This window comes from Mycolicibacter virginiensis (assembly GCF_022374935.2).
In the GTDB taxonomy this organism is placed as follows: Bacteria; Actinomycetota; Actinomycetes; order Mycobacteriales; family Mycobacteriaceae; genus Mycobacterium; species Mycobacterium virginiense.
In genome coordinates this window covers 988,578-1,014,957 of record NZ_CP092430.2, presented here as the reverse complement: position 1 = coordinate 1,014,957, position 26,380 = coordinate 988,578, and the positions used below count along the sequence as shown (strand labels likewise).

22 protein-coding genes and 2 pseudogenes are annotated in these 26,380 nt (G+C 66.2%); 13 read left to right on the top strand and 11 right to left on the bottom strand.

The features are described from left to right. Nucleotides 1-45: 45 nt before the first annotated feature. The gene (locus MJO54_RS23590; protein WP_065152786.1) at nucleotides 46-909 is read right to left on the bottom strand and encodes an Fpg/Nei family DNA glycosylase; all 864 of its coding nucleotides are present in this window, start codon (nucleotides 907-909) and stop codon (nucleotides 46-48) included. An 18-nt stretch (nucleotides 910-927) separates the two neighbouring features. Continuing rightward, complete coding sequence (locus tag MJO54_RS04995) at nucleotides 928-1,320, bottom strand: phage holin family protein (protein ID WP_046286101.1); 393 nt, start codon at nucleotides 1,318-1,320, stop codon at nucleotides 928-930. Between the two features lie 254 nt (nucleotides 1,321-1,574). On the opposite strand from MJO54_RS04995, the gene MJO54_RS04990 reads away from it, so the two are divergent. The 5 genes from MJO54_RS04990 to MJO54_RS04970 all read left to right on the top strand — a co-directional run bounded on the left by MJO54_RS04990 (nucleotide 1,575) and on the right by MJO54_RS04970 (nucleotide 9,078). Beyond that, complete coding sequence (locus MJO54_RS04990; protein WP_046286102.1) at nucleotides 1,575-2,477, top strand: AurF N-oxygenase family protein; 903 nt, start codon at nucleotides 1,575-1,577, stop codon at nucleotides 2,475-2,477. Further along, nucleotides 2,474-3,199 (top strand): DUF4873 domain-containing protein, encoded by a 726-nt coding sequence (locus MJO54_RS04985; protein WP_065152789.1) that lies wholly within the window; start codon nucleotides 2,474-2,476, stop codon nucleotides 3,197-3,199. Before MJO54_RS04990 ends, MJO54_RS04985 begins: the two co-directional genes overlap by 4 nt. 84 nt (nucleotides 3,200-3,283) lie before the next feature. Continuing rightward, nucleotides 3,284-4,156, top strand: coding sequence for a TIGR03619 family F420-dependent LLM class oxidoreductase (locus MJO54_RS04980; RefSeq protein ID WP_046286103.1), 873 nt, complete (start codon nucleotides 3,284-3,286; stop codon nucleotides 4,154-4,156). A 540-nt stretch (nucleotides 4,157-4,696) separates the two neighbouring features. After that, nucleotides 4,697-6,808: a cellulase family glycosylhydrolase gene (locus tag MJO54_RS04975; RefSeq protein WP_240175733.1), complete on the top strand. Its 2,112-nt coding sequence runs from the start codon at nucleotides 4,697-4,699 to the stop codon at nucleotides 6,806-6,808. A gap of 155 nt (nucleotides 6,809-6,963) precedes the next feature. Next, entirely contained in the window at nucleotides 6,964-9,078 is a 2,115-nt protein-coding gene (locus MJO54_RS04970; RefSeq protein ID WP_240175732.1) for a cellulase family glycosylhydrolase, read from the top strand. 17 nt (nucleotides 9,079-9,095) lie between these two features. Here MJO54_RS04970 and MJO54_RS04965 read toward each other — a convergent pair. Together MJO54_RS04965 and MJO54_RS04960 are read right to left on the bottom strand one after the other, a co-directional pair. Further along, a pseudogene (locus MJO54_RS04965) lies at nucleotides 9,096-10,043 on the bottom strand (fumarylacetoacetate hydrolase family protein); the annotation flags it as partial. 3 nt (nucleotides 10,044-10,046) lie between these two features. Beyond that, a complete protein-coding gene (locus tag MJO54_RS04960; protein WP_240175731.1) occupies nucleotides 10,047-12,332 on the bottom strand; it encodes an ATP-dependent DNA ligase in 2,286 nt (761 codons plus the stop codon). Nucleotides 12,333-12,394: 62 nt separating this feature from the next. Here MJO54_RS04960 and ku point away from each other — a divergent pair, with 62 nt between their 5' ends. After that, a complete protein-coding gene (ku, locus tag MJO54_RS04955; protein ID WP_240175730.1) occupies nucleotides 12,395-13,276 on the top strand; it encodes a non-homologous end joining protein Ku in 882 nt (293 codons plus the stop codon). A 2-nt stretch (nucleotides 13,277-13,278) separates the two neighbouring features. Here the strand turns inward: ku and MJO54_RS04950 are convergent, their stop codons facing one another. From MJO54_RS04950 to MJO54_RS04940, 3 genes are all read right to left on the bottom strand, one after another. After that, complete coding sequence (locus tag MJO54_RS04950) at nucleotides 13,279-16,095, bottom strand: MMPL/RND family transporter (RefSeq protein ID WP_065152550.1); 2,817 nt, start codon at nucleotides 16,093-16,095, stop codon at nucleotides 13,279-13,281. Then, the gene (locus MJO54_RS04945) at nucleotides 16,092-16,538 is read right to left on the bottom strand and encodes an MmpS family transport accessory protein (RefSeq protein WP_207543214.1); all 447 of its coding nucleotides are present in this window, start codon (nucleotides 16,536-16,538) and stop codon (nucleotides 16,092-16,094) included. Before MJO54_RS04945 ends, MJO54_RS04950 begins: the two co-directional genes overlap by 4 nt. 105 nt (nucleotides 16,539-16,643) lie before the next feature. Next, complete coding sequence (locus tag MJO54_RS04940; protein ID WP_240175729.1) at nucleotides 16,644-17,249, bottom strand: TetR/AcrR family transcriptional regulator; 606 nt, start codon at nucleotides 17,247-17,249, stop codon at nucleotides 16,644-16,646. 103 nt (nucleotides 17,250-17,352) lie between these two features. On the opposite strand from MJO54_RS04940, the gene MJO54_RS04935 reads away from it, so the two are divergent. The 3 genes from MJO54_RS04935 (at nucleotide 17,353) to MJO54_RS04925 (ending at nucleotide 20,599) form a co-directional block, all read left to right on the top strand. Beyond that, nucleotides 17,353-18,144 (top strand): SDR family oxidoreductase, encoded by a 792-nt coding sequence (locus MJO54_RS04935; RefSeq protein WP_046285953.1) that lies wholly within the window; start codon nucleotides 17,353-17,355, stop codon nucleotides 18,142-18,144. Nucleotides 18,145-18,211: 67 nt separating this feature from the next. Continuing rightward, complete coding sequence (locus MJO54_RS04930) at nucleotides 18,212-19,288, top strand: NAD(P)H-dependent amine dehydrogenase family protein (RefSeq protein WP_046285952.1); 1,077 nt, start codon at nucleotides 18,212-18,214, stop codon at nucleotides 19,286-19,288. Between the two features lie 72 nt (nucleotides 19,289-19,360). Then, nucleotides 19,361-20,599, top strand: a complete 1,239-nt coding sequence (locus tag MJO54_RS04925) for an Nramp family divalent metal transporter (RefSeq protein ID WP_240175728.1) — start codon at nucleotides 19,361-19,363, stop codon at nucleotides 20,597-20,599. Nucleotides 20,600-20,645: 46 nt separating this feature from the next. Here MJO54_RS04925 and MJO54_RS04920 read toward each other — a convergent pair whose 3' ends face one another. Next, entirely contained in the window at nucleotides 20,646-20,906 is a 261-nt protein-coding gene (locus MJO54_RS04920) for a hypothetical protein (RefSeq protein ID WP_240176029.1), read from the bottom strand. Between MJO54_RS04920 and MJO54_RS23810 the strand changes: the two are divergent. From MJO54_RS23810 to MJO54_RS04910, 3 genes and pseudogenes are all read left to right on the top strand, one after another. Next, a pseudogene (locus tag MJO54_RS23810) lies at nucleotides 20,806-21,359 on the top strand (PPE family protein); the annotation flags it as partial. The gene MJO54_RS04920 and the pseudogene MJO54_RS23810 overlap by 101 nt on opposite strands. Before the next feature lie 138 nt (nucleotides 21,360-21,497). Continuing rightward, nucleotides 21,498-22,100: a PPW family C-terminal domain-containing PPE protein gene (locus MJO54_RS23805; RefSeq protein WP_434085443.1), complete on the top strand. Its 603-nt coding sequence runs from the start codon at nucleotides 21,498-21,500 to the stop codon at nucleotides 22,098-22,100. 70 nt (nucleotides 22,101-22,170) lie between these two features. After that, nucleotides 22,171-23,103 (top strand): class I SAM-dependent methyltransferase, encoded by a 933-nt coding sequence (locus MJO54_RS04910; RefSeq protein WP_046285949.1) that lies wholly within the window; start codon nucleotides 22,171-22,173, stop codon nucleotides 23,101-23,103. Between the two features lie 33 nt (nucleotides 23,104-23,136). On the opposite strand, the gene MJO54_RS04905 is transcribed toward MJO54_RS04910, so the two are convergent. From MJO54_RS04905 to MJO54_RS04895, 3 genes are all read right to left on the bottom strand, one after another. Further along, nucleotides 23,137-24,054 (bottom strand): acyl-ACP desaturase, encoded by a 918-nt coding sequence (locus tag MJO54_RS04905; protein WP_046285948.1) that lies wholly within the window; start codon nucleotides 24,052-24,054, stop codon nucleotides 23,137-23,139. Between the two features lie 208 nt (nucleotides 24,055-24,262). Continuing rightward, nucleotides 24,263-24,691, bottom strand: a complete 429-nt coding sequence (locus MJO54_RS04900; protein ID WP_046285947.1) for an SRPBCC family protein — start codon at nucleotides 24,689-24,691, stop codon at nucleotides 24,263-24,265. Nucleotides 24,692-24,718: 27 nt separating this feature from the next. Further along, nucleotides 24,719-25,570, bottom strand: coding sequence for an SDR family oxidoreductase (locus tag MJO54_RS04895; RefSeq protein ID WP_046285946.1), 852 nt, complete (start codon nucleotides 25,568-25,570; stop codon nucleotides 24,719-24,721). Nucleotides 25,571-25,630: 60 nt separating this feature from the next. Here MJO54_RS04895 and MJO54_RS04890 point away from each other — a divergent pair, with 60 nt between their 5' ends. Then, on the top strand, nucleotides 25,631-26,371 hold the full coding sequence (locus tag MJO54_RS04890; protein ID WP_046285945.1) for an SDR family NAD(P)-dependent oxidoreductase: 741 nt from the start codon (nucleotides 25,631-25,633) through the stop codon (nucleotides 26,369-26,371). Nucleotides 26,372-26,380 lie beyond the last annotated feature (9 nt).

Genomic DNA, 26,380 nt, shown 5'->3' with positions numbered 1-26,380 from the left:
GGCAGCTTATCGGCGGCCGCAGGCTGTCGAAGGCACGTCGAAGAATTACTTGAGCAGGCGCGACATCCGTCGGTCGGCCAGCACCTTGCCGCCGGTCTGACACGTGGGGCAGTACTGAAATGACTTATCGGCGAAAGATATTTCCCGAACCGTGTCGGCGCACACCGGGCACGGCAGCCCGGTTCGGGCGTGAACCCGCAGGCCGGAGCGCTTCTCGCCCTTCAAGGTGGCGGCCTGCTGACCGACCGAGCGGGTGACGGCGTCGGTCAGCACGGTGTGCATGGCCTCGTGCAGGGCGGCCAGTTGAGCCGTCGACAGTTTGCCGGCGGTGGCGAACGGCGACAGCCGAGCGGTGTGCAGGATCTCGTCGCTGTAGGCGTTGCCGATTCCGGCGATCACCTTCTGATCGGTCAGGACGGTTTTGATGCGACCGGTATTGCCGGCCAGCAATCCAGCCAGCTCCTCGGCGTCGATCGCCAGCGCATCCGGCCCCAGGGTGGCGATGCCTGGCACTTTTGCCGGGTCGTCGACCAACCAGACCGCCAGCCTCTTGCTCGTGCCGGCTTCGGTCAGATCGAAGCCGGGGGCCTGCCCCGGGACGCCCAGGTGCACCCGCAGCGCAATCGGTCCCTTACCCGGGCGCAGCGGCGCCGCCGCCAGCTGATCCGACCAGCGCAGCCAACCCGCCCTGGACAGGTGTGCGATCAAGAACAGCTCACCGGCCTGCAATCCCAGATACTTGCCCCAGCGGTGCGCGCCGGTCACCTGCTGACGGTGCAAGGCCGTCGGCGGCGGGTCGAACGTCTTGAGCACCGACAGCGCCGCCACGTCGATCCGGCCGATGGTGCAACCAGTCGCGTGCCGACGCAGATGATCGGCGAGTGCTTCGACCTCGGGCAGCTCCGGCATGTCCCCGAGTCTGCCCGTTTATCGGGCGATGCGTCCGGCGACGAGCGACAACACCCAGCCCACCACCGACAAGACGATCGCCGCCCAAATCGCGTCCCACCAGAAATCGGCGATGTAGAGGCCCCAGTGTTTGGCCGTCTTGTCGGTGATCCACGCGGTGATCCAGAGCATCAGCGCATTGACCACAATGTGGAACAGCCCCAGGGTGACGATGTACAGCGGAATCGACAGCAGCTGCACCACCGGTTTGATGAAGGCGTTCACCAGCCCGAAGATCAAGGCGATGACGAAGATGATGCCCGCCCGTTGCAGCGTGGTGTCGCCGCCGACGATCTCGATCCCCGGAACAATCTGCGTGACGATCCACAAGGCGAGTCCGGTCAGCGCGGCGCGGAGCAGGAAGGGTCCCATGGGCAGATCTTGCCACGGGGCAATCGACGAGAACCTGACTTTCTCGATTGCGTCGGGCCGGAAGCCCGGGCCCCCAGACCCAACTAAAGCCAGCTCCCGGCAGCCTCGGCGCGGGCCCGCACCCCACAGATACGGCCAGGCCAAGCCGCGTGACGGGCATCACACAAAGAACCGGCGGTATCCGGTACCGTCGGTATTGACATGTCTTGGTGCGGCTCCTAGCTTTTGAAGTCCGAACGAGAAGGGATTGCGTCATGACCACTGTGGTGCGGCCGAGCGAACCGACCCGGGAGGAATTTGCCGAGCGCCTGCTGAAGGGCTCGGTGAAAAAGTCCTACGCACCGGTCGTCGACATCGACTGGAACGCACCACTGGAGGAGGACAAGTTCTTCCTGCCGCCACGGATGTGCACCCTCTACGGCACCGGCCTGTGGGAGTCCATGACCCGCGAACAGCAGATCGAGATGTCACGCCAGGAGCTGGTCAATGTCTTGTCGGCCGGCATCTGGTTCGAGAACATCCTCAACCAGGCACTGCTGCGCGACATGATGCACAAGAACCCCACCGCACGCACCACCCACTACTCGCTGACCGAACTGGGCGACGAGACCCGCCACATGCTGATGTTCGGCAAGACCATCGACCGGATCGGCGGCGTGCCGGTACGCCCGCGGCTGTATCAACGCATCGTCATCAACGCGCTTCCGTTCCTGTTCCGCGGGAGCATCTTGTGGGGAGCGGCACTGGTCGGCGAGGAGATCTTTGACGCGCTGCAGCGCCAGATCCTCGACGACCCGGACCTGCAGCCGATCGTGCGGCGGGTGATGCGCATCCATGTCACCGAGGAAGCCCGCCACATTCAGTACGCCCGCGACGGTCTGCGGCGCAGCGTCCCGGCGATGCCCCGCTACCGCCGGATGCTGTTGGCCAACCTGCAGGGCGTCGGCGGACCGTTCTACCGCCACCTGTTCACCCTGCCGGTCGTCTACAACCGAGTCGGGCTGGACGGTCGCGAAGCTAGCCGGGTAGCGCGGGCCAACCCGCACTTCCACGCGGCGTCCCGCTCGTCGTTCGCGCCGCTGGCCGCGTTCTTCACCGAAGTCGGACTGATGGGCGGGCTGGCCCGGCGGATGTGGCGGCGGGCCGGATTCCTGTGAGCCGCAACGACGTCCTCGACGTGGTGGTGCTGGGCGACCCGGCACCCCTGCACGGGTTGATAGACGGCGTCCGCGCCGTCGATGCGACGGGCGTGACCACCCGATTCGACAGCGGTACCGACACCTGGACAGTGACCACCGCCGACGGTGAAGAGCTGACTGCCCGAACGCTGATCGGAACCGCCGCCTCAACGGACGACGCTGTCGCCAGGCATGGAGTCCCAAACCGATTCCACATCCCCGGCCCCCATACCCATCGGCAGGCCCGGTATGTGGCCCGGCTCGTCGATGCTCTACGACGTAGCGGGGCCAGCCGCATCGAGTCTCGCTCGCCACGGCTGCGGGTGCACCCGGTGCTGCCGACCCGGGGGATCTCCCGGTTCTACCTCACCGGGCGCGGTGGCGTTGATTTGGAGAACGCAGAAACCTACGATGGCCCAGCGGTTCTCACCCTCAACGGCGAGGATTACCCGACGCAAGTCCGCCTGACCGGCCACTTCGATCCCATTGATGGCCAATACCATTGGCAGGGGATGTTTTTCAACGACCTACCTGGTGCGAGCGTCACCGGCTCGAAGGTCAGCATCCGGATTGGCGACCACACCGCGCAAGGGCGCGTCGCCGAGCGGACACCGTGGGGAACACTGACCGTGATCGGCGCCGCTGGATATCCGCCGTATCCCTTGGAGGACGTCGAGGTCGCGATGCCGCCGCGTATGTGAACGCACTCCCCCCACTCCGGTCGCGGCGGGCCAGTCTGCTATGCAGAGAACAGCGCCCCACCACCGAAAGACCGAGGAGACGACGTGCGGTTCACCTACGCCGAAGCGATGACCGACCCGAGCTACTACGTTCCGCTCGCCAAAGCTGCCGAGGCCGCCGGGTACCACAGCATGACGATCCCCGACAGCGTCGCCTACCCGTTCGAATCGGACTCAAAATATCCCTACACCCCCGACGGCAACCGGGAATTCCTCGACGGCAAGGCCTTCATCGAGACCTTCGTCTTGATCGCAGCATTGGGCGCGGTCACCAGCACGCTGCGGTTCACCCCGTTCGTGGTCAAGCTGCCGATCCGCCCGCCGGCCTTGGTCGCCAAGCAGGCCGGCTCGCTGGCCGCGATGATCAACAACCGGCTGGCACTGGGCGTGGGCACCAGCCCCTGGCCGGAGGATTACGAACTGATGGGCGTGCCGTTCGCCCGGCGCGGCAAGCGGATGGACGAGTGCATCGAGATCATCCAGGGCCTCACCACCGGCGACTACTTCGAGTTCCACGGCGAGTTCTACGACATCCCCAAGACCAAAATGACCCCGGCCCCCACGCAGCCGATCCCGATCCTGATCGGTGGCCACGCCGAAGCCGCACTGCGCCGCGCGGCACGCCATGACGGCTGGATGCACGGCGGCGGCGACCCGGCCGAGCTCGACGGACTCATCACCCGACTCAAGCAGCTCCGCGAGGAAGAGGGCCGCGCCGATGACCCGTTCGAGATCCACGTGATCTCGGTCGACGGATTCACCCTCGACGGCATCAAGCGCCTGGAGGACAAGGGCGTTACCGACGTCATCGTCGGCTTCCGGGTGCCTTACATCGTCGGTCCCGACACCGAGCCGCTGGACACCAAGATCCGCAACCTGGAGCGATTCGCCGAGCACGTCATCGCCAAGGCGGGGTGACGCCCGTCACGTCTTCGCTCGCATGTGTGCACCCGCACCGTTTTATTCGGCTGAATCGGGATAGTTTTCGTCGCCGCCGGCGTTGACCAATACGTGCACTGACCGCCCACCCACAGCGGTCGGGTACTGCAGTTCTCGTTGCGTGACCTGCAGGGGGTATTCACACATGAAGACACAGAAGTATCTACCGGTTGAACCACAAGTCGGCCACGGCGACCACCAGCGGGTTATCCGCCTGCTTCGCGCCGCAGCAGCCGAGGCCGGGCAGAGCGAAGCTCGTCGCCAATGGATCCGTGCCGCGACCCAATGTTGATCGGACTTCCGAAATAGTTGTCGTCGCGAACTATCGCGCGATTTCAGCCATTACGGCGTCGCAACGCGCCCACCAGCTATAACCGCAAGACCAGCAGCGGTACGGCCGCGTCAGCGGGGCATCGAATCGCACCCCTTTTCCGCCACACCCTTGCGCGTTGTTAAGTAACTCATTTAGCTTCTCAGACAGGCCTCAGAAACAGGCGCGTCAGGGAAGGGTTTGTCGAGATGTCTCGTCACCGCAGCAAGGTTGTGGGCAGCAAGGTTGTCGGAATCGCCGCGTTTTTGGCCCTCGCCCCCGTCGCCCCGACCGCTCACGCCGACCTCGACGACATGATGGACGTGTTGTTCACGCCGTTCGTCACGACCGAAGGCACCCTGGACGGTGACGCCCTGTTCGACGCGACCGCGTGGGACACCTTCTTGTCCTCCGGCCACTGGGACGCCGCCTTAGCCGCGCTGGCCGAGCCCAGCCCCGCGTTGGCCTTGGACTTCTACACCGGCCTGCACGACCTCGCCGAGAAATGGATCGACAGCGACCTAGGCATTCAGGTCAACGGCGCCATCAACCAGCTGTTCGGCTCCACGGTCATCGGCAACGGTGCCGACGGCACCGAAGACCACCCCGACGGCGAGAACGGCGGCTGGCTCTTCGGCGACGGTGGCGCCGGCTGGAACAGCACCACCGACGGTGTCGCCGGCGGCCACGGCGGCTCGGCGGTCGGGCTCTTCGGCAACGGCGGCGCGGGCGGCGACGGCGGAGCCGGTGCCGTCGGAGGTGACGGTGGAGCCGCCGGCTGGCTGTTCGGCAACGGCGGCCACGGCGGCGACGCCGGTGACGGCGCCACCCAGGCTGGACTGCCCGCGCTGGGCGGCGTCGGCGGAGTGGCCGGCCTGCTCTACGGCACCCACGGCGACGTCGGCCACTACGGCGCACTGCCCGGCGGCATCACCGGAACCGTCGCCCCCGTGGTGGAGGTGTCCAACGGCTGGCTCACCAACGCCGACGGCCAGGTCGTCATGTGGCATGGGCTCAACCAGGTCTACAAGATCGCCCCCTACGAACCGTCCGCCGGCGGGTTCAGCGACGACGACGCCGCCTTCCTCGCCGCCAATGGCTTCAACGCGGTACGCCTGGGCGTGATCTGGGCCGGGGTGGAACCAGAACCGGGCGTCATCGATTACAACTACCTCGCGTCGCTCCAACAGACCGTCCAGATGCTGGCCAACCACAACATCGTCGCCATCCTCGACATGCACCAAGACCTCTACAGTGGCAGCCTGGGCGGCGACGGTGCGCCAGACTGGGCCGTCCTGACCGGCGGGCTGCCCAACATCGAGGCAGGCTTCCCGGGCAGCTACTTCGTCAGCCCGGCCCAGAACTACGCCTGGGACGCGTTCTGGGCCAACGACAAAGCACCCGATGGGATCGGGCTGCAGAATCATTACGGTCTGATGTGGCAGGCCGTCGCCAACTACTTCAAAGGCGACCCCAACGTGGCCGGCTACGAGATCATGAACGAGCCGTGGTCAGGCACTCATACCCTGGGCAGCCTGTTGGGCAACCCCTACTTCGACTCCCAGCAACTGACCCCGTTCTACAACCAGATCACCGAAGCCATCCGCTCCGTCGACCCGAACAAGACGGTGTTCTTCGGACCCACCACCCTCGAGGCCAGCCTGCCAGTGCCGAACCACCTGGGAACGGTCGACGACGACAACACCGTCTTCTCGTTCCACCATTACTGCATGGTGAACGCATTGTTCCCGACCCTGAGCTTCGGTTGCGACTGGAATGCCGACCTCTCGTTCGGGTTCGCGATGGACTACGCGCAGGAGCACAACATTCCGGCATTGCTCAGCGAGTTCGGCGCCACCAACAACATCCCGGCCATCACCGCCGGAATGAACGCCGCCAATCAGCATCTGATCGGTTGGACCGAATGGGCCTACACCGGAGGCGACATCACCAGTACCTCACCAAACGATCAGGCTCTGGTCTACGACCTGACCAAGGCGCCAGTCGGCGACAACGTCAACTGGGACAAACTCGACGCCCTGTCCCAGCCCTACCCGCAGGTGATCTCGGGCATCCCGACATCGTGGTCCTACTCGGGCGGAGTCTTCTCCTTCACTTACTCCACCGACCAAGCCGACGGCACCGGGGCCTTCGCAGCAGGATCGCAGACCACGATCTCCGTTCCGACCAGCCAATACCCCAACGGCTACACGGTGAATGTGACCGGTGGACACGTCACCTCCGGCCCCAACGCGCCGGTGCTGACCATCGCGTCCGACTCCGACGCCGCCACCATCAAAGTGACCGTGAGGGCTACTTAGGCGGCGCCCCAGGGCGTAACGGCGGATCACTTCGGACTGGGCCACCCACCGGTGCCCACGCCTCCCCGCCGTTACCTTGCGCAGGGTAAGTAACTCGTTTACCTTCTCAGACAGACTTCAGCATCGGTTGTTGTCCATGAGAAGGGTTTGCCGGGATGTCTCGTCACCGCAGCAAGGTTGTGGGCAGCAAGATTGTCGGAATCGCCGCGTTTTTGGCCCTCGCCCCCGTCGTCCCGACCGCTCAGGCTGATTTCGACGACATGATGGACGTGTTGGTCACCCCGTTCGTCACCACCGAAGGCACCCTGGACGGTGACGCCCTGTTCGACGCGACCGCGTGGGACACCTTCTTGTCCTCCGACCACTGGGACGCCGCCTTTGCCGCGCTGGCCGAACCGGGCGCAGCCTTCGCCTTCGCCTTCGACCCCTATGCCGGGCTGTACAGCCTCGCCGAGAAGTGGATCGACAGCGACCTAGGCATCCAGGTCAACGGCGCCATCAACCAGCTGTTCGGCTCCACGGTCATCGGCAACGGTGCCGACGGCACCGAAGACCACCCCGACGGCGAGAACGGCGGCTGGCTCTTCGGCAACGGTGGCGCCGGCTGGAACAGCACCACCGACGGTGTCGCCGGCGGCCACGGCGGCGCCGCCGTCGGAATCCTCGGCAACGGCGGCGCGGGCGGCGACGGCGGGGCTGGTGCCGTCGGAGGTGACGGTGGAGCCGCCGGCTGGCTGTTCGGCAACGGCGGCCACGGCGGCGACGCCGGTGACGGCGCCACCCTGGCTGGACTGCCCGCGCTAGGCGGCGTCGGCGGTGTGGCCGGCCTGCTCGATGGAACCCACGGCGCCGTAGGCCAATTCGGTGCCCTGCCCGGCGGTATCACCGGCACCGTTGCCCCTGTGGTGGAGGCGTCCAACGGCTGGCTCACCAACGCCGACGGCCAGGTCGTCATCTGGCACGGCCTCAACCAGGTCTACAAGGTCGCCCCATATGCGCCCTCTGGCGACGGGTTCAGTGACGACGATGCCGCATTCCTGGCCGCCAACGGCTTCAATTCGGTGCGCCTGGGCATCATCTGGGCCGGGGTGGAGCCCCAACCCGGTGTCATCGACTACGACTACCTGGCGTCGGTCAAGGAAACCGTGGACATGCTGGCGCGGCACAACATCGTGGCGGTTCTCGACATGCATCAGGACCTCTACAACGAGGAGTTCGGCGGCGAGGGCGCTCCGGACTGGGCCACCTTCAACGGCGGACTACCTCACATCGGCTTGGGTTTCCCGTTCACCTACCCCGTGAGCCCGGCGCAGAACCACGCCTGGGATACGTTCTGGGCCAACACGAAAGCCTCCGATGGGATCGGGCTGCAGAACCACTACGCGTTGTCGTGGCAGGCCGTCGCGAACTACTTCAAGGGCGATCCCAATGTCGCCGGCTACGACATCATGAACGAGCCGTGGGCCGGCACGCACTGGCTGGGCAGCATCTTGGGCAACTCGTACTTCGAAGCCCAGCAACTGACCCCGTTCTACAACCAGATCGACGCGGCCATCCGATCCGTCGACCCGAACAAGACGGTGTTCTTCGAACCGCCCGCCCTCTTCGGCAGCCTGCCGGTGCCGACGAATTTGGGCACGGTGGACGACCCGAACTCGGCCTTCTCGTTCCACCACTACTGCCTCACGGCTTCGCTGTTCCCCGGGACCAGCTTCGGTTGCGACTGGAACGCCGACGTCGTCCTCGACTACGCGATGGACTACACCCAGGCCCACAATATCCCGGGTTGGTTCAGCGAATTCGGCGCTACCAACAACATTGGAGCCATCGAAGCGAGCCTGCAGGCCACCAACCGGGCGCTGTTCGGTTGGGCCGAATGGGCCTACTCCGGCAAGGACATCACCAGCATCTCACCGGAGGACCAGGCGCTGGTGTACGACCCCAGCAAGCCACCGGTCGGCGACAACGTCAACTGGGACAAACTCGACGCCCTGTCCCAGCCCTACCCGCAGGTGATCTCGGGCATCCCGACCTCGTGGTCGTTCTCGGGCGGTGTCTTCTCCTTCAGCTACTCCACCGACCAGGCCGACGGATCCGGCACCTTCGGCGCCGGCTCCCAGACCACCATCTCGGTTCCCCCCAACCAATACCCCAACGGCTACACCGTCGACGTGACCGGCGGACATGTCACCTCTGGCCCCAACGCGTCGCAGCTGATCATCACCTCAGACGGGGCCTCCACCATCCAGGTGACCGTCAGAGCGAGCTAGGCGTCCTAGGCGTCCTAGGGGCGCGGGCGCTCCGCCAGCGGTATCGGCGCAGCGCTGGCGCGCACCGTCTGGCGTACCTCGCCGAGGCCCTGCACCTGCAGGGTCACCACGTCACCGTCGCTCAGCCAGCCCGGAAACGGTTGCGGCAGCGCGGGATCGAGATGCTCGAGCAGGGTGCAGGTCGGCACAGTGCCAGACCCGAAGACGTCACCCGGTTCCAGCGGCACTCCGCGCGACGCGTAGCTGATGATCTCGCCGAAGCTCCAGTCCATGGCCTCGGTCGACCCGATGCCCACGATCACGTCGTTGACGATCGCAGTGGCGTGCAGGCTGAGTCTGTCGTTGCGACGGTAGGGCTCCAGCTCGTCGGGGGTGACCAGGTAGGGACCCAAGGTGACCCCGCTGTCCTTGCCCTTGGCCTGCCCGATCGCCAGCACGCCCTCCTGAGCCTGCAGGTCCCGCGCCGACCAGTCGTTGAATATCGTGTAACCGATGATGGCCTGCTCGGCCTGCTCCACCGACAGGTTCGCGCCGGGCGTGCCGATGATCGCGGCGACCTCCAATTCGAAGTCTTGGCAGACACTGCCGGGCGCCATGGGCGCATCGTCGTAGGGCCCCAGAACCGTTGTCGGGCAGGCGAAATAGAACGCCGGGATTCGGTACCACGTGTCGTCGAGGTCGCGGCTGCGGCCGGTCGCGGCCAGGCAGTTGCGCATGTGGTCCAGGAAGCACAGGCTGTCGCGGATCGATGGCGGACGCGGGATCGGCGCCATCAGCGTCACCTGATCAGCCCGCACCCTCGCCGACGGCGCGGCCAACGCCCGTTCACCGGCGTCGCGCAGACCATCCGACCCGAGCCTGATCAGCTCCAGCAACGTCACACCTGGCGGCAGCGCATGGATCACGTCCCCGTCCAGGACCCCCGTGCGCTCACCGTCTTGACTTCGATAGGTCACCCACCGCACCGGTCAATCCTCACCCACCACCTCATCCGGGGTCTTGTCGGGCCGCAGTCCGCGCCAGCTGGGCTGGCGCAGCCGGCCATCGGCCGTGCGTTCACTGAAGCGCACTTCGCCGACCACGGTCGGTTCCACAAACGTGACGCCCTTGGCGTCCGGTGCGGGAAGCGGTGCCCCAAAAGGTGATTCGCCGGCGCGGAGCGGCACCAATATCTTCTTCAGGGCGGCCAGCTGGCGCTCGGTGAAACCCGTACCGACCCGGCCGACGAACCGCAGGCCGTCGTCACCCTCGGGAATGCCCATCAGCAGCGACCCGATCCCCCCGCCGCGCGCTCCCTCGCCAGCCCGCCAACCGCCGATTACGACCTCCTGGGTCCGCCAGTACTTCTCCTTGACCCACGCCGTCGAACGGCGCCCCGCCTGATAGGGCGAATCCCACTTCTTGGCGATCACCCCTTCCCAGCCCAGCTTGCGGGACTGCTCGAGCGCCTTCGCACCGTCGGGTGTCAACAGATCTTTGACCACCAGATCGGTTCCGCGCGCCAGGGTTTCCAGGAGACGGCGACGGTCCCGATAGGCCACCCGCAACAGCGGGCGCCCGTCGAGGTAGAGCAGATCGAAAGCCCAGAACGCCAGGCGCGTCGAACGGGCGCTGTTCTGCATGGCAGCGAAGCTGGGGACACCGTCGTCGTCGAGCGCGACGAGTTCGCCGTCGAGCACCAGGTGGTGCTCGGCTAAGTCGGCGGCCGGAAACGGCAGCTGCGGGTATTCGCCGGTCACGTCGCGTCCGCTGCGGGCGCGCAGCCGCAGCCGACCGTGTTCGGCTTCCACTAGCAGCCGGTAGCCGTCCCACTTGCCTTCGAAAGCCCATTGGCTTGGGTCCAGCCGCGCCACCGAGCCGTGCGTGGCCAGCATTGGGGCCAGCTCGTTGAAGGTGAATGCCTGCTGGTCTTTCATCCGGTGCGCCAGCCACTGATCACCGCCAGTGCGGATCAGTGCGTATCGCCCGGAGATCCGGCTGCCGGCGAGCACGACGATCACCTCCCCTTTTTCGGCACCGTCCTCGAACTTCTCGGTCACATAGGTGCCCGAATCCCAGATGCGCACGGTGCCCGCGCCGTACTCGCCCTTGGGGATGATGCCTTCGAAGCTGCCGTATTCCAGCGGGTGGTCCTCGGTGCGCACCGCGAGATGGTTGACCGACGTGGATTCCGGGAGGTTCTTGGGCACCGCCCAGCTCACCAACACCCCGTCGCGCTCCAGCCGGAAGTCGTAGTGCAGCCGGCGGGCGTGATGCTCCTGGATGACGAAGCTATTGCCCGCACCTGGCTCCGGGGCCGCGGCCGGTACCGGTTCGGGGGTCCGGCCCGCGTCACGTTTGGCCCGATACACGGCCAGACGATCTTGGCCTTCCAGGGGGCCGTCCAGACCGGCCAACAGGTCGCCGTCGCGCTCAACGCGGTCCAGCACTTCGTCAAAGCGCAGCTGGCGCAGGCCCGGGTCGTCCAGCTCGGCCCAAGTGCGTGGGGCGGCGACCGTCGGATGGTCTCGGCCGCGCAGCGAGTACGGCGCGATGGTGGTCTTGGCCGCGTTGTTCTGACTCCAGTCGAGAAACACCTTGCCGGCCCGCAGCTTCTTGGCCATGGCCGCCGTCACCAGTTCGGGCATCGCGGTTTCGAGTTGTTGTGCAATGCGTTTGGCTACCGTGGCCGCGCCAGCGCTGCTCACCGGGCGCTCGAGGGCGGCGTACAGGTGCACTCCCTTGCTGCCGCTGGTGACCGGAAAGGTGTCCAGCCCCAGCTCGGACATCAGGTCCCGGATGGCTCGCGCCACTTCTGCGAGTTGGCTCATCGTCACGCCCTCGCCGGGGTCGAGGTCGAAGACCAGGCGCGTCGCCAGTCCAGGCTTGACTACCTTCCCACCGTGGGTCCACTCGGCCTCGAAACGCCACTGCGGTACGTGAACTTCCAGTGCAGCCTGCTGGGCGATCCAGGCCAGGCCGTCGAGGTCCTCGATGATCGGATAGGTGGTGATCCCGGACCGATGCGCAATGTCGGCGCGGGCCAACCAGCCCGGTGCCGAGGCGGCCAACTGCTTCTCGAAGAATGACGCCTGCTCGACACCGTTGGGCCAGCGTTTGCGCGTCGCCGGGCGTCCCGCGATGTGCGGCAGCATCACTTCGGCGATGCGGGTGTAGTAGTCGTAGACCTCGGCCTTGGTGGTGCCCGTAGCGGGGTAAAGCACCTTGTCGGCGTTGGTCAGCTTGACCCGGGTCTGGACGGACTCAGCGACCATGCAACCAACCTACGTCGCGCCAAAGCAGGTTATCGGCACTCTCGCGTGGGCATACTGGCCTCATGCGTTCCATCTGGAAGGGTTCGATCGCATTCGGTCTGGTCAACGTGCCGGTGAAGGTATACAGCGCCACCGAAGACCATGACATCAAGTTCCGTCAGGTGCATGCCAAGGACCACGGGCGAATCCGCTACCGGCGGGTGTGCGAGGAGTGCGGCGAAGTCGTCGACTACGGCGACATCGCGCGGGCGTATGAGTCCGATGACGGACGGATGGTGGTGATCACCGACGACGACATCGCGAACCTGCCCGAGGAGCGCGATCATGAGATCGCCGTACTGGAGTTCGTCCCGACCGCTGACCTGGACCCGATGCTGTATGACCGCTCCTACTTTCTGGAGCCCGCCACAAAATCGATCAAATCCTATGTGCTGCTGGCCAAGACACTAGCCGAAACCGACCGGGTGGCGATCGTGCACTTCACGCTGCGCAACAAAACCCGGCTGGCGGCGCTGCGGGTCAAGGATTTCTCCAAGCGCGAGGTGATGGTGGTGCACACCCTGCTGTGGCCAGACGAGATTCGCGACCCCGACTTCCCCGCGCTGGACACTAAGGTGGAGATCAAGCCGGCCGAGCTGAAGATGGCCGGGCAGGTGGTCGAGTCGATGGCCGACGATTTCGACCCGGATCGCTACCACGACACGTATCAGGAGCAGTTGCACGAGTTGATCGCGGCCAAACTCGAAGGCGACGAGGCGTTCACCCCCGAGGAGCGCCCCGCCGAACTGGATGCGACCGAAGACGTTTCCGACCTCCTGGCCAAACTCGAGGCCAGCGTGAAGAAACGATCAGCCGGTGTGAAGGAACCCGCCGCGAAGGCCCCGTCCAAAAAGGCAGCCGCTAAGAAAGCGCCCGCCAAGAAAACGGCGGCCAAGAAGGCCTGAGCTTAGGAGCTCGCGGTCACCGCGGGCCGTTGACGCACCCGTTGCGGCCACCAGAACCAGCGCCCGAGCAGCGCCGCGATGGACGGCGTCATGAACGACCGGACGATCAGCGTGTCGAACAGCAGGCCGAGCGCGATGGTGGTGCCGATCTGGCCGAGGATCCGCAGGTCACTGAAGATGAACGACGCCATGGTCGCGGAAAACACCAGCCCGGCAGCGGTCACCACCGAACCGGTTCCACCCATTGCCCGGATGATCCCGGTATTGATGCCCGCGCCGATCTCCTCGGAGAACCGCGAGATCAACAGCAGGTTGTAGTCCGAGCCCACCGCCAGCAACAGAATGACGGCCAGGGCCAACACGATCCAGTACAGATGGATGCCGAACAGGTACTGCCACACCAACACCGACAGTCCGAACGAGGCGCCCAGCGAAAGCGCAACGGTGCCCACGATGATGATCGCGGCGACCAGGCTGCGGGTGATGATCATCATGATCAGCAGAATCAGGCTCAGCGCAGCGATCCCGGCGATCAGCAGGTCGTATTTGGCAGCGTCGGCGATGTCCTTGTAGGTCGAGGCAGTGCCGGCGAGATAGATGTGCGAACCCTGCAGCGGGGTCCCTTTGACCGCTTCCTTGGCGGCGTCGCGAATCGAGTCGATGTGCGCGATGCCCTCCGGGGTCGCCGGGTCACCCTCGTGGGTGATGATCATCTGCGCCGCTTTGCCGTCCGGCGACATGAACAGTTTCATCCCGCGTTTGAATTCGGCGTTGTCGAACGCTTCCGGTGGCAGGTAGAAGGAGTCGTCGTTCTTGGCTTCGTCGAAGGCCTGACCCATGGCGGCCGGGTTGTCGTTGGCGGCGGCGGACTGGTCGCTGATCCCGGAGTTGGTGGCGTAATTGTTCAGCGCCAGGTCGCGGTTGACTCGCTGGCTTTCGATCTGGGACGGAATCAGCTCCACCAGCTGCGGTTGCAGGGCGTCCAGTTTGTCCAAGGTGGTAGTGAGCTGTCCGAGCTTCTCGCTGAGCTTGTCGATGCCGTCCTGCAGGTCGAACACGTTGCGCAGCGCCGCGCATGCCGGGATGTCGAAACAGTGCGGTTCCCAGTAGAAGTAGCTGCGGATGGGCCGGAAGAAGTCATCGAAGTTCGCGATCTGGTCACGCAGTTCGTTGGTGAGGTCGACGGTGTCGTGAAAGCTCTGGGTTTCCGAATGGGTGGCGTCGGCGAGCTGCTGCTGGAGCGCATATTGCTGTTCCAGCGTGTGGATCGACTTCTCGGCTTCGGCCGCCTGTTTGAGCAGATCGGCCGCCCGGTCCATCTGGTACTTCAGATTCTGGGTCTGGGCGACATTTCCCTGTCCGACCGAGAACGGTATCGACGTGTGCTTGAGCGGGGTGCCCAACGGGCGGGTCATCGACTGCACTTTGGCGATACCCGGCGTGTGGAACACCGCTTTGGCGACGCGTTCCAAAACCAGGAAGGATGCCGGGTTGCGCAGGTCGTGGTCGGCTTCGATCATCAGCAGTTCGGGGTTCAGCCGGGCTTGCGAGAAATGGCGTTCTGCTGCCGCATAGCCGATGTTGGCCGGGGCACGATCCGGCATGTAGATCCGGGCGTCGTAGCTGGTCTTGTAGCCCGGCAGGGCAAGCAGACCGATCAGGGCCACGCCGCAGGCCACCACCAGGATCGGTCCGGGCCACCGGACGATCGCGGCGCCGATCCGGCGCCAGCCGCGGGTCCGCATCGCACGGGTGGGCTCGAAGAATCCGAACCGGCTGCCCAGCGTCAGCACCGCCGACGTCAGGGTCAACGCGGCGATCAGCGCGACGAATATGCCGATGGCGGCGGGCAGCCCCAGGGTGTGGAAGTAGGGCAGCCGGGTGAAGGTCAGGCAGTACACGGCGCCGGAAATGGTCAGGCCCGAGCCGATCACGACGTGGGCGGTGCCGCGGTACATCGTGTAGAACGCCGTCTCCGGGTCCTCACCGGCCGCGCGCGCCTCCTGGTAGCGGCTGATGATGAAGATCGCGTAGTCGGTACCCGCGGCGATCGCGAGTAGGGTCAGCAGATTCGTTGAGTACGTTGATAGTCCGATGATCTCGTGGTAGCCGAGAAACGCGACGAAGCCACGCGCGGCGGCCATTTCGATGGCGACGGTGAGCAGTGCGAGCACAGTGGTGCCGATCGAGCGGTAGACCGCGAACAGCATGAGCGCGATCACCAGGAAGGTGATCGCGGTGACCTTGTTGGTGCCTTCGCTGCCGACCGAGAACTGGTCGGCGACCAGCGGGGCCGCGCCCGTCACGTACGCGTGGACGCCGGGCGGCGCCGGTGTGCGCTCGACGATGTCGCGGACGGCGGCCACCGACTCGTTGGCCAACGTCTCGCCCTGACTTCCGGCCAAAAACACTTGCGCCAGTGCGGCTTTGCCGTCGTTGCTCTGCGAGCCGGCGGCGGTCAGCGGATCCCCCCAGAAGTCCTGAATGTGTTGGACGTGGTGAGTGTCGTCCTGCAGCTTGGCGACCAGGGTGTCGTAGAACCGGTGCGCTTCGGCACCCAGCGGCTGATCGCCTTCGATGACGATCATCGCCGCGCTGTCGGTGTCGTACTGCTGGAACACTTTTCCGATGCGCTTCGCCGCCTGGTACGACGGCGCGTCGTGCGAGCTCATCCCCACGTTGTGGGCTTCGGCCACCACCTCCAGTTGGGGCACGAGACTGTTCGTCACGGCGGCCAGGGCCACCCAGAACAGCACGATGGGCAGCGCCAGGCCGCGGATGGTGCGTGGCCAGAAGGGCCGCCGGCCCGGCTCGCTCATCCGGACTTGTCCAAGCAGAAGATGTAGGCGCTCACGGCGTCGGAGGTCCTTTCGTCCTTGAGCTCGCCGTCGATCACGATGCGGCAGCCCAGCGTGTCGCCGTCGCCCTGGGCCCGCAGATCGGCGATGACGGCCGGTTCGGTCGTCGTCGCCTGATATCTCCAGGGCAGCGGGGCGTCGACGACCTGCTGCGGAGCGGCGTTGACATCGAGATAGTTGATGGTGGCTGTAGCCCCCGGGGCGCCAAAGACCTCGTAGACGACGTCCTTGGGGTTGAACGGGACGATGTCCTCGGCAGCGTCACTGCTGGTCGATGTGGTGTCACCCGAGCCGAAGATGCCGTGTAGTCGATACACGCAGAACGCCGCGACGGCGACTACCGCGACCGCCACCAGAACCATCCACCCGCGCCGGACCAGTGGGAAAAGCGACGGTCTCTTCACCGGAAGCCTCCCGGTATCGGTGGGCTGCTCGAATGAAATAAACCGTACGGTACGGAACCGTACGGTTCAATAGTGCGCGGCGGCGCGATTTCGTGAAAGGCGAAGTCAGTGGGCGGGGCGCGTAAGCCCCGGCAAGACCACCTGATCGACAAGGTTCGCCACAGTCTGCGCCGTGGGCATCCGACCCGAGACCAGGGACCGGAAAATCAGATATCCGGGCAACACGTCCCACAGGTCGTCGTCGATGGCGTCGGCTTCGATCTCTCCGCGGTCGACGGCCTGCCCCAGGATGTACAGGACCAACGCCTTGCGCTGATCGACGAAATGACTCTGCATCACCTCGTTCAGCGCTGGGTTTCGCGACACTTCCACCAGCACCGCACGCAGTGTGCCGGCGTGCTGCGCGACTTGTTGGCAGACCAGCTCCCCCAGCCGCAACAGATCACCGCGCAGCGTGCCGGTCTCGGGCGGGACCGCGACCTGGCGGATGCCCTCGGTGAACGCGGCCAACACCAATTCCGCCTTCGACGGCCAACGCCGGTAGACCGTGGCCTTGCTCGCACGCGCGGTGGCCGCGACCGCGTCGACCGTCAGCCGGTCGTAGCCGTTCTCCTGCAGCAGCGCCAAGGTGATTTCCAACAGCTCGACCTCGCGCGGCGACCACGTCGAGGCGCCGGGAAGGTCGAGGTTCGAAGTCACGGCATCAACCATAGAATGCCGCCGTCAAAACCCGCGGACAGTCATCAAACATCGAATTAGAACGTGTTTCAATAAAGGGGTTCAGCTCACGCCGATTCCTTGTTAGCGTGACGCCGTGATACTCGACAAATTCCGAATCGATAATCAAACAGCTGTTGTTACCGGCGCTGGCCGGGGCCTGGGCGCCGCCATCGCCGTCGCGTTCGCCGAGGCGGGCGCCGACGTGGTGATCGCGTCTCGTACCCAATCTGAACTAGAGGCCGTCGCTGAACAGGTCCGCGCGGCGGGTCGTCGTGCCCACATCGTCGTCGCCGATCTCGCTCATCCCGAGGAGACGGCAAAGCTGGCCACCGAAGCGGTCGAGGCGTTCGGCAGGCTCGACATCGTCGTCAACAACGTCGGCGGAACGATGCCCAACACGCTGCTCACCACGTCGACCAAAGATCTCAAGGACGCGTTCACGTTCAACGTCGCCACGGCGCACGCCTTGACCATCGCAGCGGTGCCGCTGATGCTGGAGCACTCCGGCGGCGGCTCGTTCATCAACATCACCTCCACCATGGGGCGGGTGCCCGGACGCGGGTTCGCCGCCTACGGCACGGCCAAGGCCGCGCTGGCCCATTACACCCGGCTGGCCGCGCTGGACCTGTGCCCGAAGATCCGCGTCAACGGCATCGCCCCGGGATCGATCATGACCTCGGCGCTGAACGTCGTGGCTTCCAACGAGGAGCTGCGCACTCCGATGGAGAAGGCCACGCCGCTGCGTCGCCTCGGTGACCCCGAGGAGATCGCGGCCGCCGCCCTGTATCTGGCGTCACCGGCGGGGGCCTACCTGACCGGCAAGGTGCTCGAAGTCGACGGCGGCATCACCTTCCCGAACCTTGACCTGCCCGTCCCGGACCTGTGAGGAACTGCTGACCTATGACTAACGCGACGACGATGCAGAGCGAAGCGATGAGGAGGAGTGGCGAACGATGACACTGCGTGTTGCTCAGATCGGCACCGGCAACGTCGGTGTCCACGCGCTCAAAGCGCTGATCACCAACCCTGACTACGAACTGACCGGGGTGTGGGTGTCCTCGGACGCCAAGGCCGGCAAAGACGCTGCGGAACTGGCCGGGGTGAACACGCCGACCGGGGTGTTCGCGACCACCGATCTGCAGCAGGTGCTCGACGCTAAGCCCGACTGCGTGGTCTACACCGCGCTGGCCGACAATCGGCTCGTCGAGGCACTGGAGGACTTCAAGCGCATCCTGGCCGCAGGTATCAACGTGGTCGGCAGTAGCGCGGTGTTCCTGCAATACCCGTGGCTGGTGATTCCGGCGGAGATGCTGACCCCGATCGAAGAGGCTGCGCGGCAAGGCGGTTCGAGCTTGTTCGTCAACGGCATCGACCCGGGCTTCGCCAACGATCTGCTGCCACTGGCGTTGGCCGGCACCTGCCAGAGCGTCCAGCAGATCCGCTGCATGGAGATCGTCGACTACGCCACCTACGACAGCGCCGCCGTCATGTTCGACGTGATGGGCTTTGGCAAGCCGATGGACGAAACCCCGATGCTGTTGCAGCCGGGTGTGCTCAGCCTGGCGTGGGGTTCGGTGGTGCGCCAGCTCGCCGCCGGCCTGGGCCTGGAACTCGACTCGGTCGAACAGTCCCACATTCGGGTGCCCGCACCGGAGGATTTCTCCATCTCTTCGGGTGACATCGCGAAAGGCACTGCCGCGGCGTTGCGGTTCGAGGTGCGCGGGATGGTGGACGGCAAGGCAGCCGTGGTCCTCGAGCACGTCACCCGGCTGCGCGAGGATCTGTGCCCAGACTGGCCGCAGCCGGCCCAGCCCGGCGGGTCTTACCGCGTCGAAGTGACCGGGGAGCCGTCGTATGCACTGGACCTGTGCCTGTCCAGCCCCAACGGCGACCACAATCACGCCGGCCTGGTGGCGACCGCGATGCGGGTGGTCAACGCTATTCCCGCCGTGGTTGCGGCCGAGCCGGGTATCCGGACCACGCTGGACCTGCCGCTGGTCACCGGCCGCGGCCTCTACAGCGCCGGCTGACCCCAGCGCCGCCGGGACCGCGGACCGGCGGCGATTTTGCGGCTACCCTGATTTTTCTGTTCGCTGATCCGGATGGAAAGGGTGGCGGTGGCCGCAGACACCGCGGTTCGACTGAAGCCGGGCTGGGCATTGCTCGGCCCGGCTTTCGTCGCTGCCATCGCCTACGTCGACCCGGGCAACGTGGCCGCCAACGTCAGCGCGGGAGCGAAATTCGGCTTCCTGCTGGTCTGGGTCATCGTCGCGGCCAACATCATGGCCGCACTGGTGCAGTACCTGTCCGCCAAGCTCGGATTGGTGACCGGACGCTCGTTGCCGGAGGTGATCGGCGCCCATAGCCGTAAACCGGCCCGGATCGCCTATTGGCTGCAAGCCGAATTGGTGGCCATGGCAACAGATCTCGCCGAAGTGGTGGGCGGTGCGATCGCGTTGAACCTGATCTTCGAATTACCTCTGATGCTTGGCGGCCTCATCACCGGCGTGGTGTCGATGGCGCTGCTGGCGGTCGGTGACCGGCGCGGGCCGCGGGTTTTCGAGCAGGTGACCAGCGGGCTGCTGATCATCATCGCCATCGGGTTCCTGACCAGCCTGGCGGTCTCGCCACCGGCTCCCGCGGATGTCGCAGCGGGCCTGATGCCGCGTTTCGACGGCACGGAGAGCGTGCTGCTGGCCACCGCGATCCTCGGCGCGACGGTGATGCCCCACGCGGTGTACCTGCACTCGGGCCTGGCGCGCGACCGGCACGGCCAGCCCGAACCCGGACCGGCGCGACGGCGACTGCTGCGGGTGACCCGCTGGGACGTCGGCCTGGCGATGCTGGCGGCCGGGACGCTGAACCTAGCCATGCTGGTGGTGGCCGCCACCAATCTGCGCGGCCTGGACGACGCCGGGTCCATCGAGGGCGCGCACGCCGCGGTCGGCAACACCCTGGGCCCGACCGTCGCCCTGTTCTTCGCGATCGGACTGCTGGCCTCGGGATTGGCATCGACCTCGGTGGGCGCCTACGCCGGCGCGATGATCATGCAGGGCCTGTTGCGAGTGTCGGTTCCGCTGCTCTGGCGCCGGCTGATCACGCTGGGCCCGGCACTGGCGATCCTGGCTCTCGGAATCGAGCCCACTCGGGCGCTGGTGATCTCGCAGGTGGTGTTGTCTTTCGGCATCCCGTTCGCGCTGGTACCGCTGATCCGGGTGACCGGCGACCGGGCGCTGATGGGTGCCGACGCCAACCGGCCACTGACCTCGGCACTCGGCTGGGCCGTCACCCTGGTGATCGGGTCGCTCAATGTGGCGCTGATCTATCTGACCCTCCGCTAGGCGACAGGCCCACCCGTCCTGCCGAGCGTTCTTGCGACGTTAACTCCTACGCCGCCCGCACTTCCCGCCCTCGTCGACAGCCGCCCTTAGCGTGGCGATTGCGCGTTCGTCGTCGAAGGAGTTCGTCGTCGAAGGAGTTGATGGGCGAATTGCATGCGATTGCGCCAACATGGCTGGCCTCGCCGCCGGAGGTCCATTCCGCGCTGTTGAGCAGCGGACCGGGCCCGGGGATACTGCTGGCCGCCGCATCGGCGTGGACGGCATTGAGCTCTGAATACGCCTCGGCAGCAGCGGAATTGAACACCACGTTGGGCGCCGTGGCGGCCGGGATCTGGCTAGGCCCAAGCGCAGAACGCTATGCGCTTGCCCATCAACCGTATTCAGCCTGGCTCACCCAGGCCAGCGCTGACAGCGCGCGCGCCGCCACCCAGCATGAGATTGCCGCCGCGGCCTACGCCAGCGCATTGGCCACCATGCCGACCCTGGCCGAGCTGGCGGCCAATCACACCAGGCACGCGATCCTGGTGGCGACGAACTTCTTCGGCATCAACACCATCCCGATCGCCCTCACCGAAGCCGACTACATCCGGATGTGGATCCAGGCCGCCCCACAATGGCTACCTATCAAGCGATTTCGGGAACGGCATTGGCATCGGTGCCTCACACACCGTCGCCGCCGCCGATCCTGGCGTTCGAGGACGGCGGCGGGGGCGATGATGACGGCGGCGCCGGCGGCAACCCGGCCGATGCCGTCGCGGCCCTGTACGAAACCCTGGCGATCTTCCTCGAGATCGCCGACATCCTGGACGGCCCGATCATCGCGATCATCGTGGAGATCGTGAACCGCATTATCGCGGCTCTCAACGTCGCGGCGCCCCAGGTCGCGAGCGTTTCGCCCATGGCGCCGGTGGTCGCGGGGGTGGCACGACCCGTCATGGTGGTCGCGGCGAAGGTGCCGGCGATGTTCGTGGCGCCACCACCCGATGATGTGCCGGCGGCAGGATTCGCCCCGGGCTCACCGACGCCCGCCACCTCGGTCACTGCCACCACCCCGACTCCCACCACTCCTGCCTTCGTCCCCACACCCGTAGCCATCGCTCCGGCGGTCCGCGCGGCGACTCGGGCGGGAAACGGTCCCGACAACGGATTCGGGCCCACCCTCAATGACCGGGAGACGGCTCCTGCCGCGGGCGCTCGGACCCGGCGGGCGGCATCGAGCCCGGCTCGTCGTCGCCGCCGCACCGCGGCCAAGGAGCCCGGCAGCACCATGGCCCTGGGCTCCGACCCGGTCGCACCCGATGCGCCGCCGCCCCCACCGTCGACGACGGCGTCCGACCGCAACGCGGGCGCCTTGGGCCTGGCCGGAACCCACTTCAACGGCGCCGGGGAACGCGCAACCGGCCTGACGACGTTGGACGAGGACGCCTTCGGCAGCGGCCCGACGATTCCGATGCTGCCCGCGAGTTGGGCCGCGGACCGGGAACAACCATCCGGTTCCTAACGTTTGTTATATGACCTAATTAATTGCTAGGCTAAGCAAATTGCCTTGCCCATCATTCCAAGGAGCGCTCATGGCACGCACCGACAACGACACCTGGGACCTCGCCACCAGCGTGGGAGCCACCGCGACGATGGTCGCCGCCGCCCGGGCAATCGCCACCAAGGCCGATAATCCCCTGATCGACGACCGCTTCGCCGAGCCGCTGGTTCGGGCCGTCGGCGTTGATTTCCTGACCAAATGGGCCGCCGGCGACCTGGCGGGCACCGATCTCGACGACCACGAATCCGGCTGGAAGCTCGGGCAGATGCCCGACGCGATGGCGGCTCGCACCCGCTTTTTCGACGCATTCTTCGCCGATGCCACCCAGGCCGGGATTCACCAGGCGGTGATCCTGGCATCGGGTCTGGACGCGCGGGCCTACCGCCTGACCTGGCCGTCGGGCATGACGGTCTTCGAGATCGACCAACCTGCCGTGCTGGCCTTCAAGACCGCAGCGCTGGCCGAATTGGGCGCCGAGCCGACTGCCGATCGCCGTGGCGTCGCAGTCGATCTGCGTGATGACTGGCCGGCCGCGTTGATCGAGGCAGGCTTCGACCGCACCCGGCCCACCGCCTGGATCGCCGAGGGGCTGCTCGGCTACCTCCCGCCGGAAGCACAAGACCGGCTACTGGACAACATCACCGCACTGAGCGCCGAGGGCAGCCGGCTGGCCACCGAGGCCATTCCCAACATCTCAGCCGCCCAGCATGAACAGGCCCGGGAAATGATGCGCAGCGCCACCGAGAAATGGCGGGCCCACGGTTTCGACCTGGAGTTCTCCGAACTCGGTTACGAGGGCGATCGCAACGACGTCGCCGAGTACCTGAAGCCCCTGGGCTGGACCTCGACCGGCCAGACCATGACCGAGCTGCTGACGCAGTACGGGCGTCCGACGCCGGCACGGGGCGCCGACTCGGTGTCGATGGCCGACACGACCTACTACACCTCGATCAAGCGGAGCTAGGCCATCGACCTAGCGGGCTAGCTCCGGCATCGATCAGGCGGAGACGCTCTCGCGCGCCTTGGCCTTCTCTTCGTAGTAGTTAGCCCGCTCGTCGACCATCTTCATGAAGCCGACGACCTGCTCACGAGCCTCCTCGCCCACAGCACCGAAGTCGTTGCGCTCGTGGATCTTCCAGAAGCGCAGCACCGGCTGGATGACGTCATCGTGGTGGATGCGCAGGTCGTAGATGCCGGCCTTGGCGATCATGATGGCGTTCTCCTGGAAGCCAGGCATGTTCATCCCGGGCATCGAGAAACCGAGCACCTCGTCACGAATGGCGCACATCGCCTCGTCCGGGGCGATGTCCAGGGCCGCCTGCATCAGGTTGCGGTAGAACACCATGTGCAGGTTCTCGTCGAGTGCAACCCGGGCCAGCAACTGATCTGCGAGGGGGCAGCCAGAGGCCTTGCCGGTGTTGCGGTGCGATACCCGGGTGGCGAGTTCCTGGAAGGACACGTACGCCAGCACACCCAGCGCTGACTTACCGCCAGAGTCATAGCCGGCGACGGTGTGCTGCATCCGCATGTTCTCGAGGTTCACCGGGTCGATGCCGCGGGTGACGATGAGGTAGTCACGCAGCGCGATGCTGTGGCGGCCCTCCTCGGCGGTCCACTGGCCCACCCAGGTGCCCCAGGCGCCATCCCGGCCGAAGGTGGTGGCGATCTCGCGGTGGTAGGACGGCAAATTGTCCTCGGTCAGCAAGTTGACCAGCAGCGCAGCCTTGGCGACCGGGTCCAGTGGCGAGTCTTCAGGAACCCAGTCCTCGCCCCCGAGGAATGCGAAGTCGCGTCCCTTGCTCCACGGCACGTAGTCGTGCGGCAGCCACGGCTTGGCGGCCTTGAGATGACGGTTGAGGTTCTGCTCGACAATCGGTTCGAGCTCGTGAAGCAGTGCCGTCTGGACATTCACCATAGTTTTTTGGTCCCCTCCCTGATCGACAGGTGGGCTGTCGATTGGCCCCCCAGCCAAACCTACGGTCCCGTAGGTTTCGTCCCACGTTAGGCAGTCGCGCCGACGCGTGTCAACCGTTAACTTAGCTGTTTCGGTACATCCCGCGGTGAAAACCCGCTTTCCGTCGTCTGCTGCGGCTGCCGACCCTGGGTAAATGACGGCGAGCCGCTTAGGGCGCCGCGTGGCCTTCCGAGCGCCGCTTGAGCCCGTCAGCCTCCATGTCGACGTAACGACGAATCCGGCCACCGGCGAGGAGGCCGGCCAGCCAGGCCATCGGACCGGTCACCGTAAAGGTCAGCGCGGCCCGCACCCCCGACCCGGTCGGCGTCAGCTCATGAAAGCCGGTGAATCGGATGCCGGCCGTCGACGCCGTCCAGGTGAAAGACCGCTCGTGGACCAGCTCAGTGACGGTCCAGACCATCGGCCGACCGGTGGGTTGCCGGACGCGGGCGGTGCTGCCGACTCGCAGCGGACCGGTGTCGAGGCGGACGATCTCACGCATCGATGCCGTCCAGTCCGGCCAACGCTCAACGTCGGTCAGGACGGCCCAGACCTCGCTGGGACGGGCCGCGATGGGATCAGTGCGGGTGTAGTGCATCGGCGCCCCCTTGCCCTCAACGGCACGCTACCCAAGTTCAGCGGCCACCCGGGCGCGTTCCCGCATCGAGGCAACCACTCCCCCGTCGGCAAGGATGTCGGCGCCGGTGAGATAGGCGCACCTGTCTCCGGCACAGAAGGCGAACAGCTCGGCCATCTCCTCGGCCGTACCCCACCGCGGGATCAGCGCATCGGGCATCATCATGCCCACCCCGGCCTTCTCTTCGCGCCGCCCCATCTCGGTGTCGATGTTGCCCGGCGACACCGAGACGATGCGCAGCCCGCGGCCGCCGAAGCGCTCGGCCTGCGAAGCGCAGTACCACTTCACGAAGGCCTTGCTGACCGTGTAGGAGAATCCCGAGCGCATCTGTTCGGGTGCGTTGTTGCAGTACGCCGTCATCGCGGCCACGAAGGCGTCGCCGTCGCGGTACGCCAGCGGAAACTGCTTGGTGGGGTATGCCTTGTCCGGCAGCAGCTGCGCGGCCATCGACGCCACGTTGACGATCACCGCGCCGTCGCCGTGGGCGTCCCCTGCCAAGTCATAGAACGCCTCGTTGACGACAAGCGTGCCGAACGCGTTGGTCCGCATGACGAATTCGGCATCGCCCATGCTCGGGCTCACCCCTGCGGTGTGGATCACCGACTTCAGCGTCCCGAGACCGGCAGCGGTGTCGAACAAGCGAGCCACCGCGCCACGGTCGGTGACATCGCAGTTGACGGCGGTCGCGGCAATGCCGAGCTCCGCAAGGGCGGCCTGCGCCGAGTCCAGCCGCTCCTGCCGGACATCGCACAGCACCACCGTGTGGTCCCGGCCCAGGATCTTGGCCGTCGCCAGACCCATGCCGCCCGCGCCTCCGGTGATCACTGATACTGAAGCCATAACTGGACGGTAGACGGCTGCGCCGCGGTGCCGGTCGACTGGGTGATGCGGAGAGTCGAAATGACCGATCTGTCAGGCAAAGTGGCGCTGGTGACCGGCGCGTCGTCGGGCCTGGGCGCGGCGACCGCCCAACTGTTGGCCCGACGCGGCGCGACGGTGTTCGGGTTGGCGCGCGACGCCGAGCGGCTGGCCACGGTATTCGCCGACGTACCCGGCGGGCAGTACGCCCCCACCGACATCAGCACCGCGGCGGCCTGTGCGGCGGCCGTCGAGCAATGCGTCGCGCAGTTCGGTCGACTCGATGTGCTGGTCAACGTCGCCGGCGCCCATCAGATGCGCCACACGCTGGCTGTTACCGACGACGAGTGGGCCCACGATCTGGCGGTCAACCTCAACGGACCGTTCTTCTTGTGCCGCGCGGCGCTGCCACACCTGTTGGAGACCGCCGGCAACATCGTCAACGTCGCCTCGATCGCCGGCGTGGAAGGGCAGGCGTACTCGGCGGGCTACTGCGCGGCGAAGCACGGACTCGTCGGGCTCACTCGCGCGTTGGCCGTGGAGTTCACCGCAGAGAAGCTGCGGGTCAACGCGGTCTGCCCGGGCGGGATGCTGACCCCGCAGGTGACCAACTTCCAGCTCCCTGAGGGCGCCGACGTCAACCTGATCATGCGGGTTGCCTCGCCGCGCGGGATGAGCGCCCCGAGTGACGTGGCCGAAGTGATCGCCTTTTTGGCCAGCGATGCCGCTGCCGCGGTGCACGGCGCGGTCTACATGACCGACAACGGGAAGACGGCCGGCTAGCTCGCACTG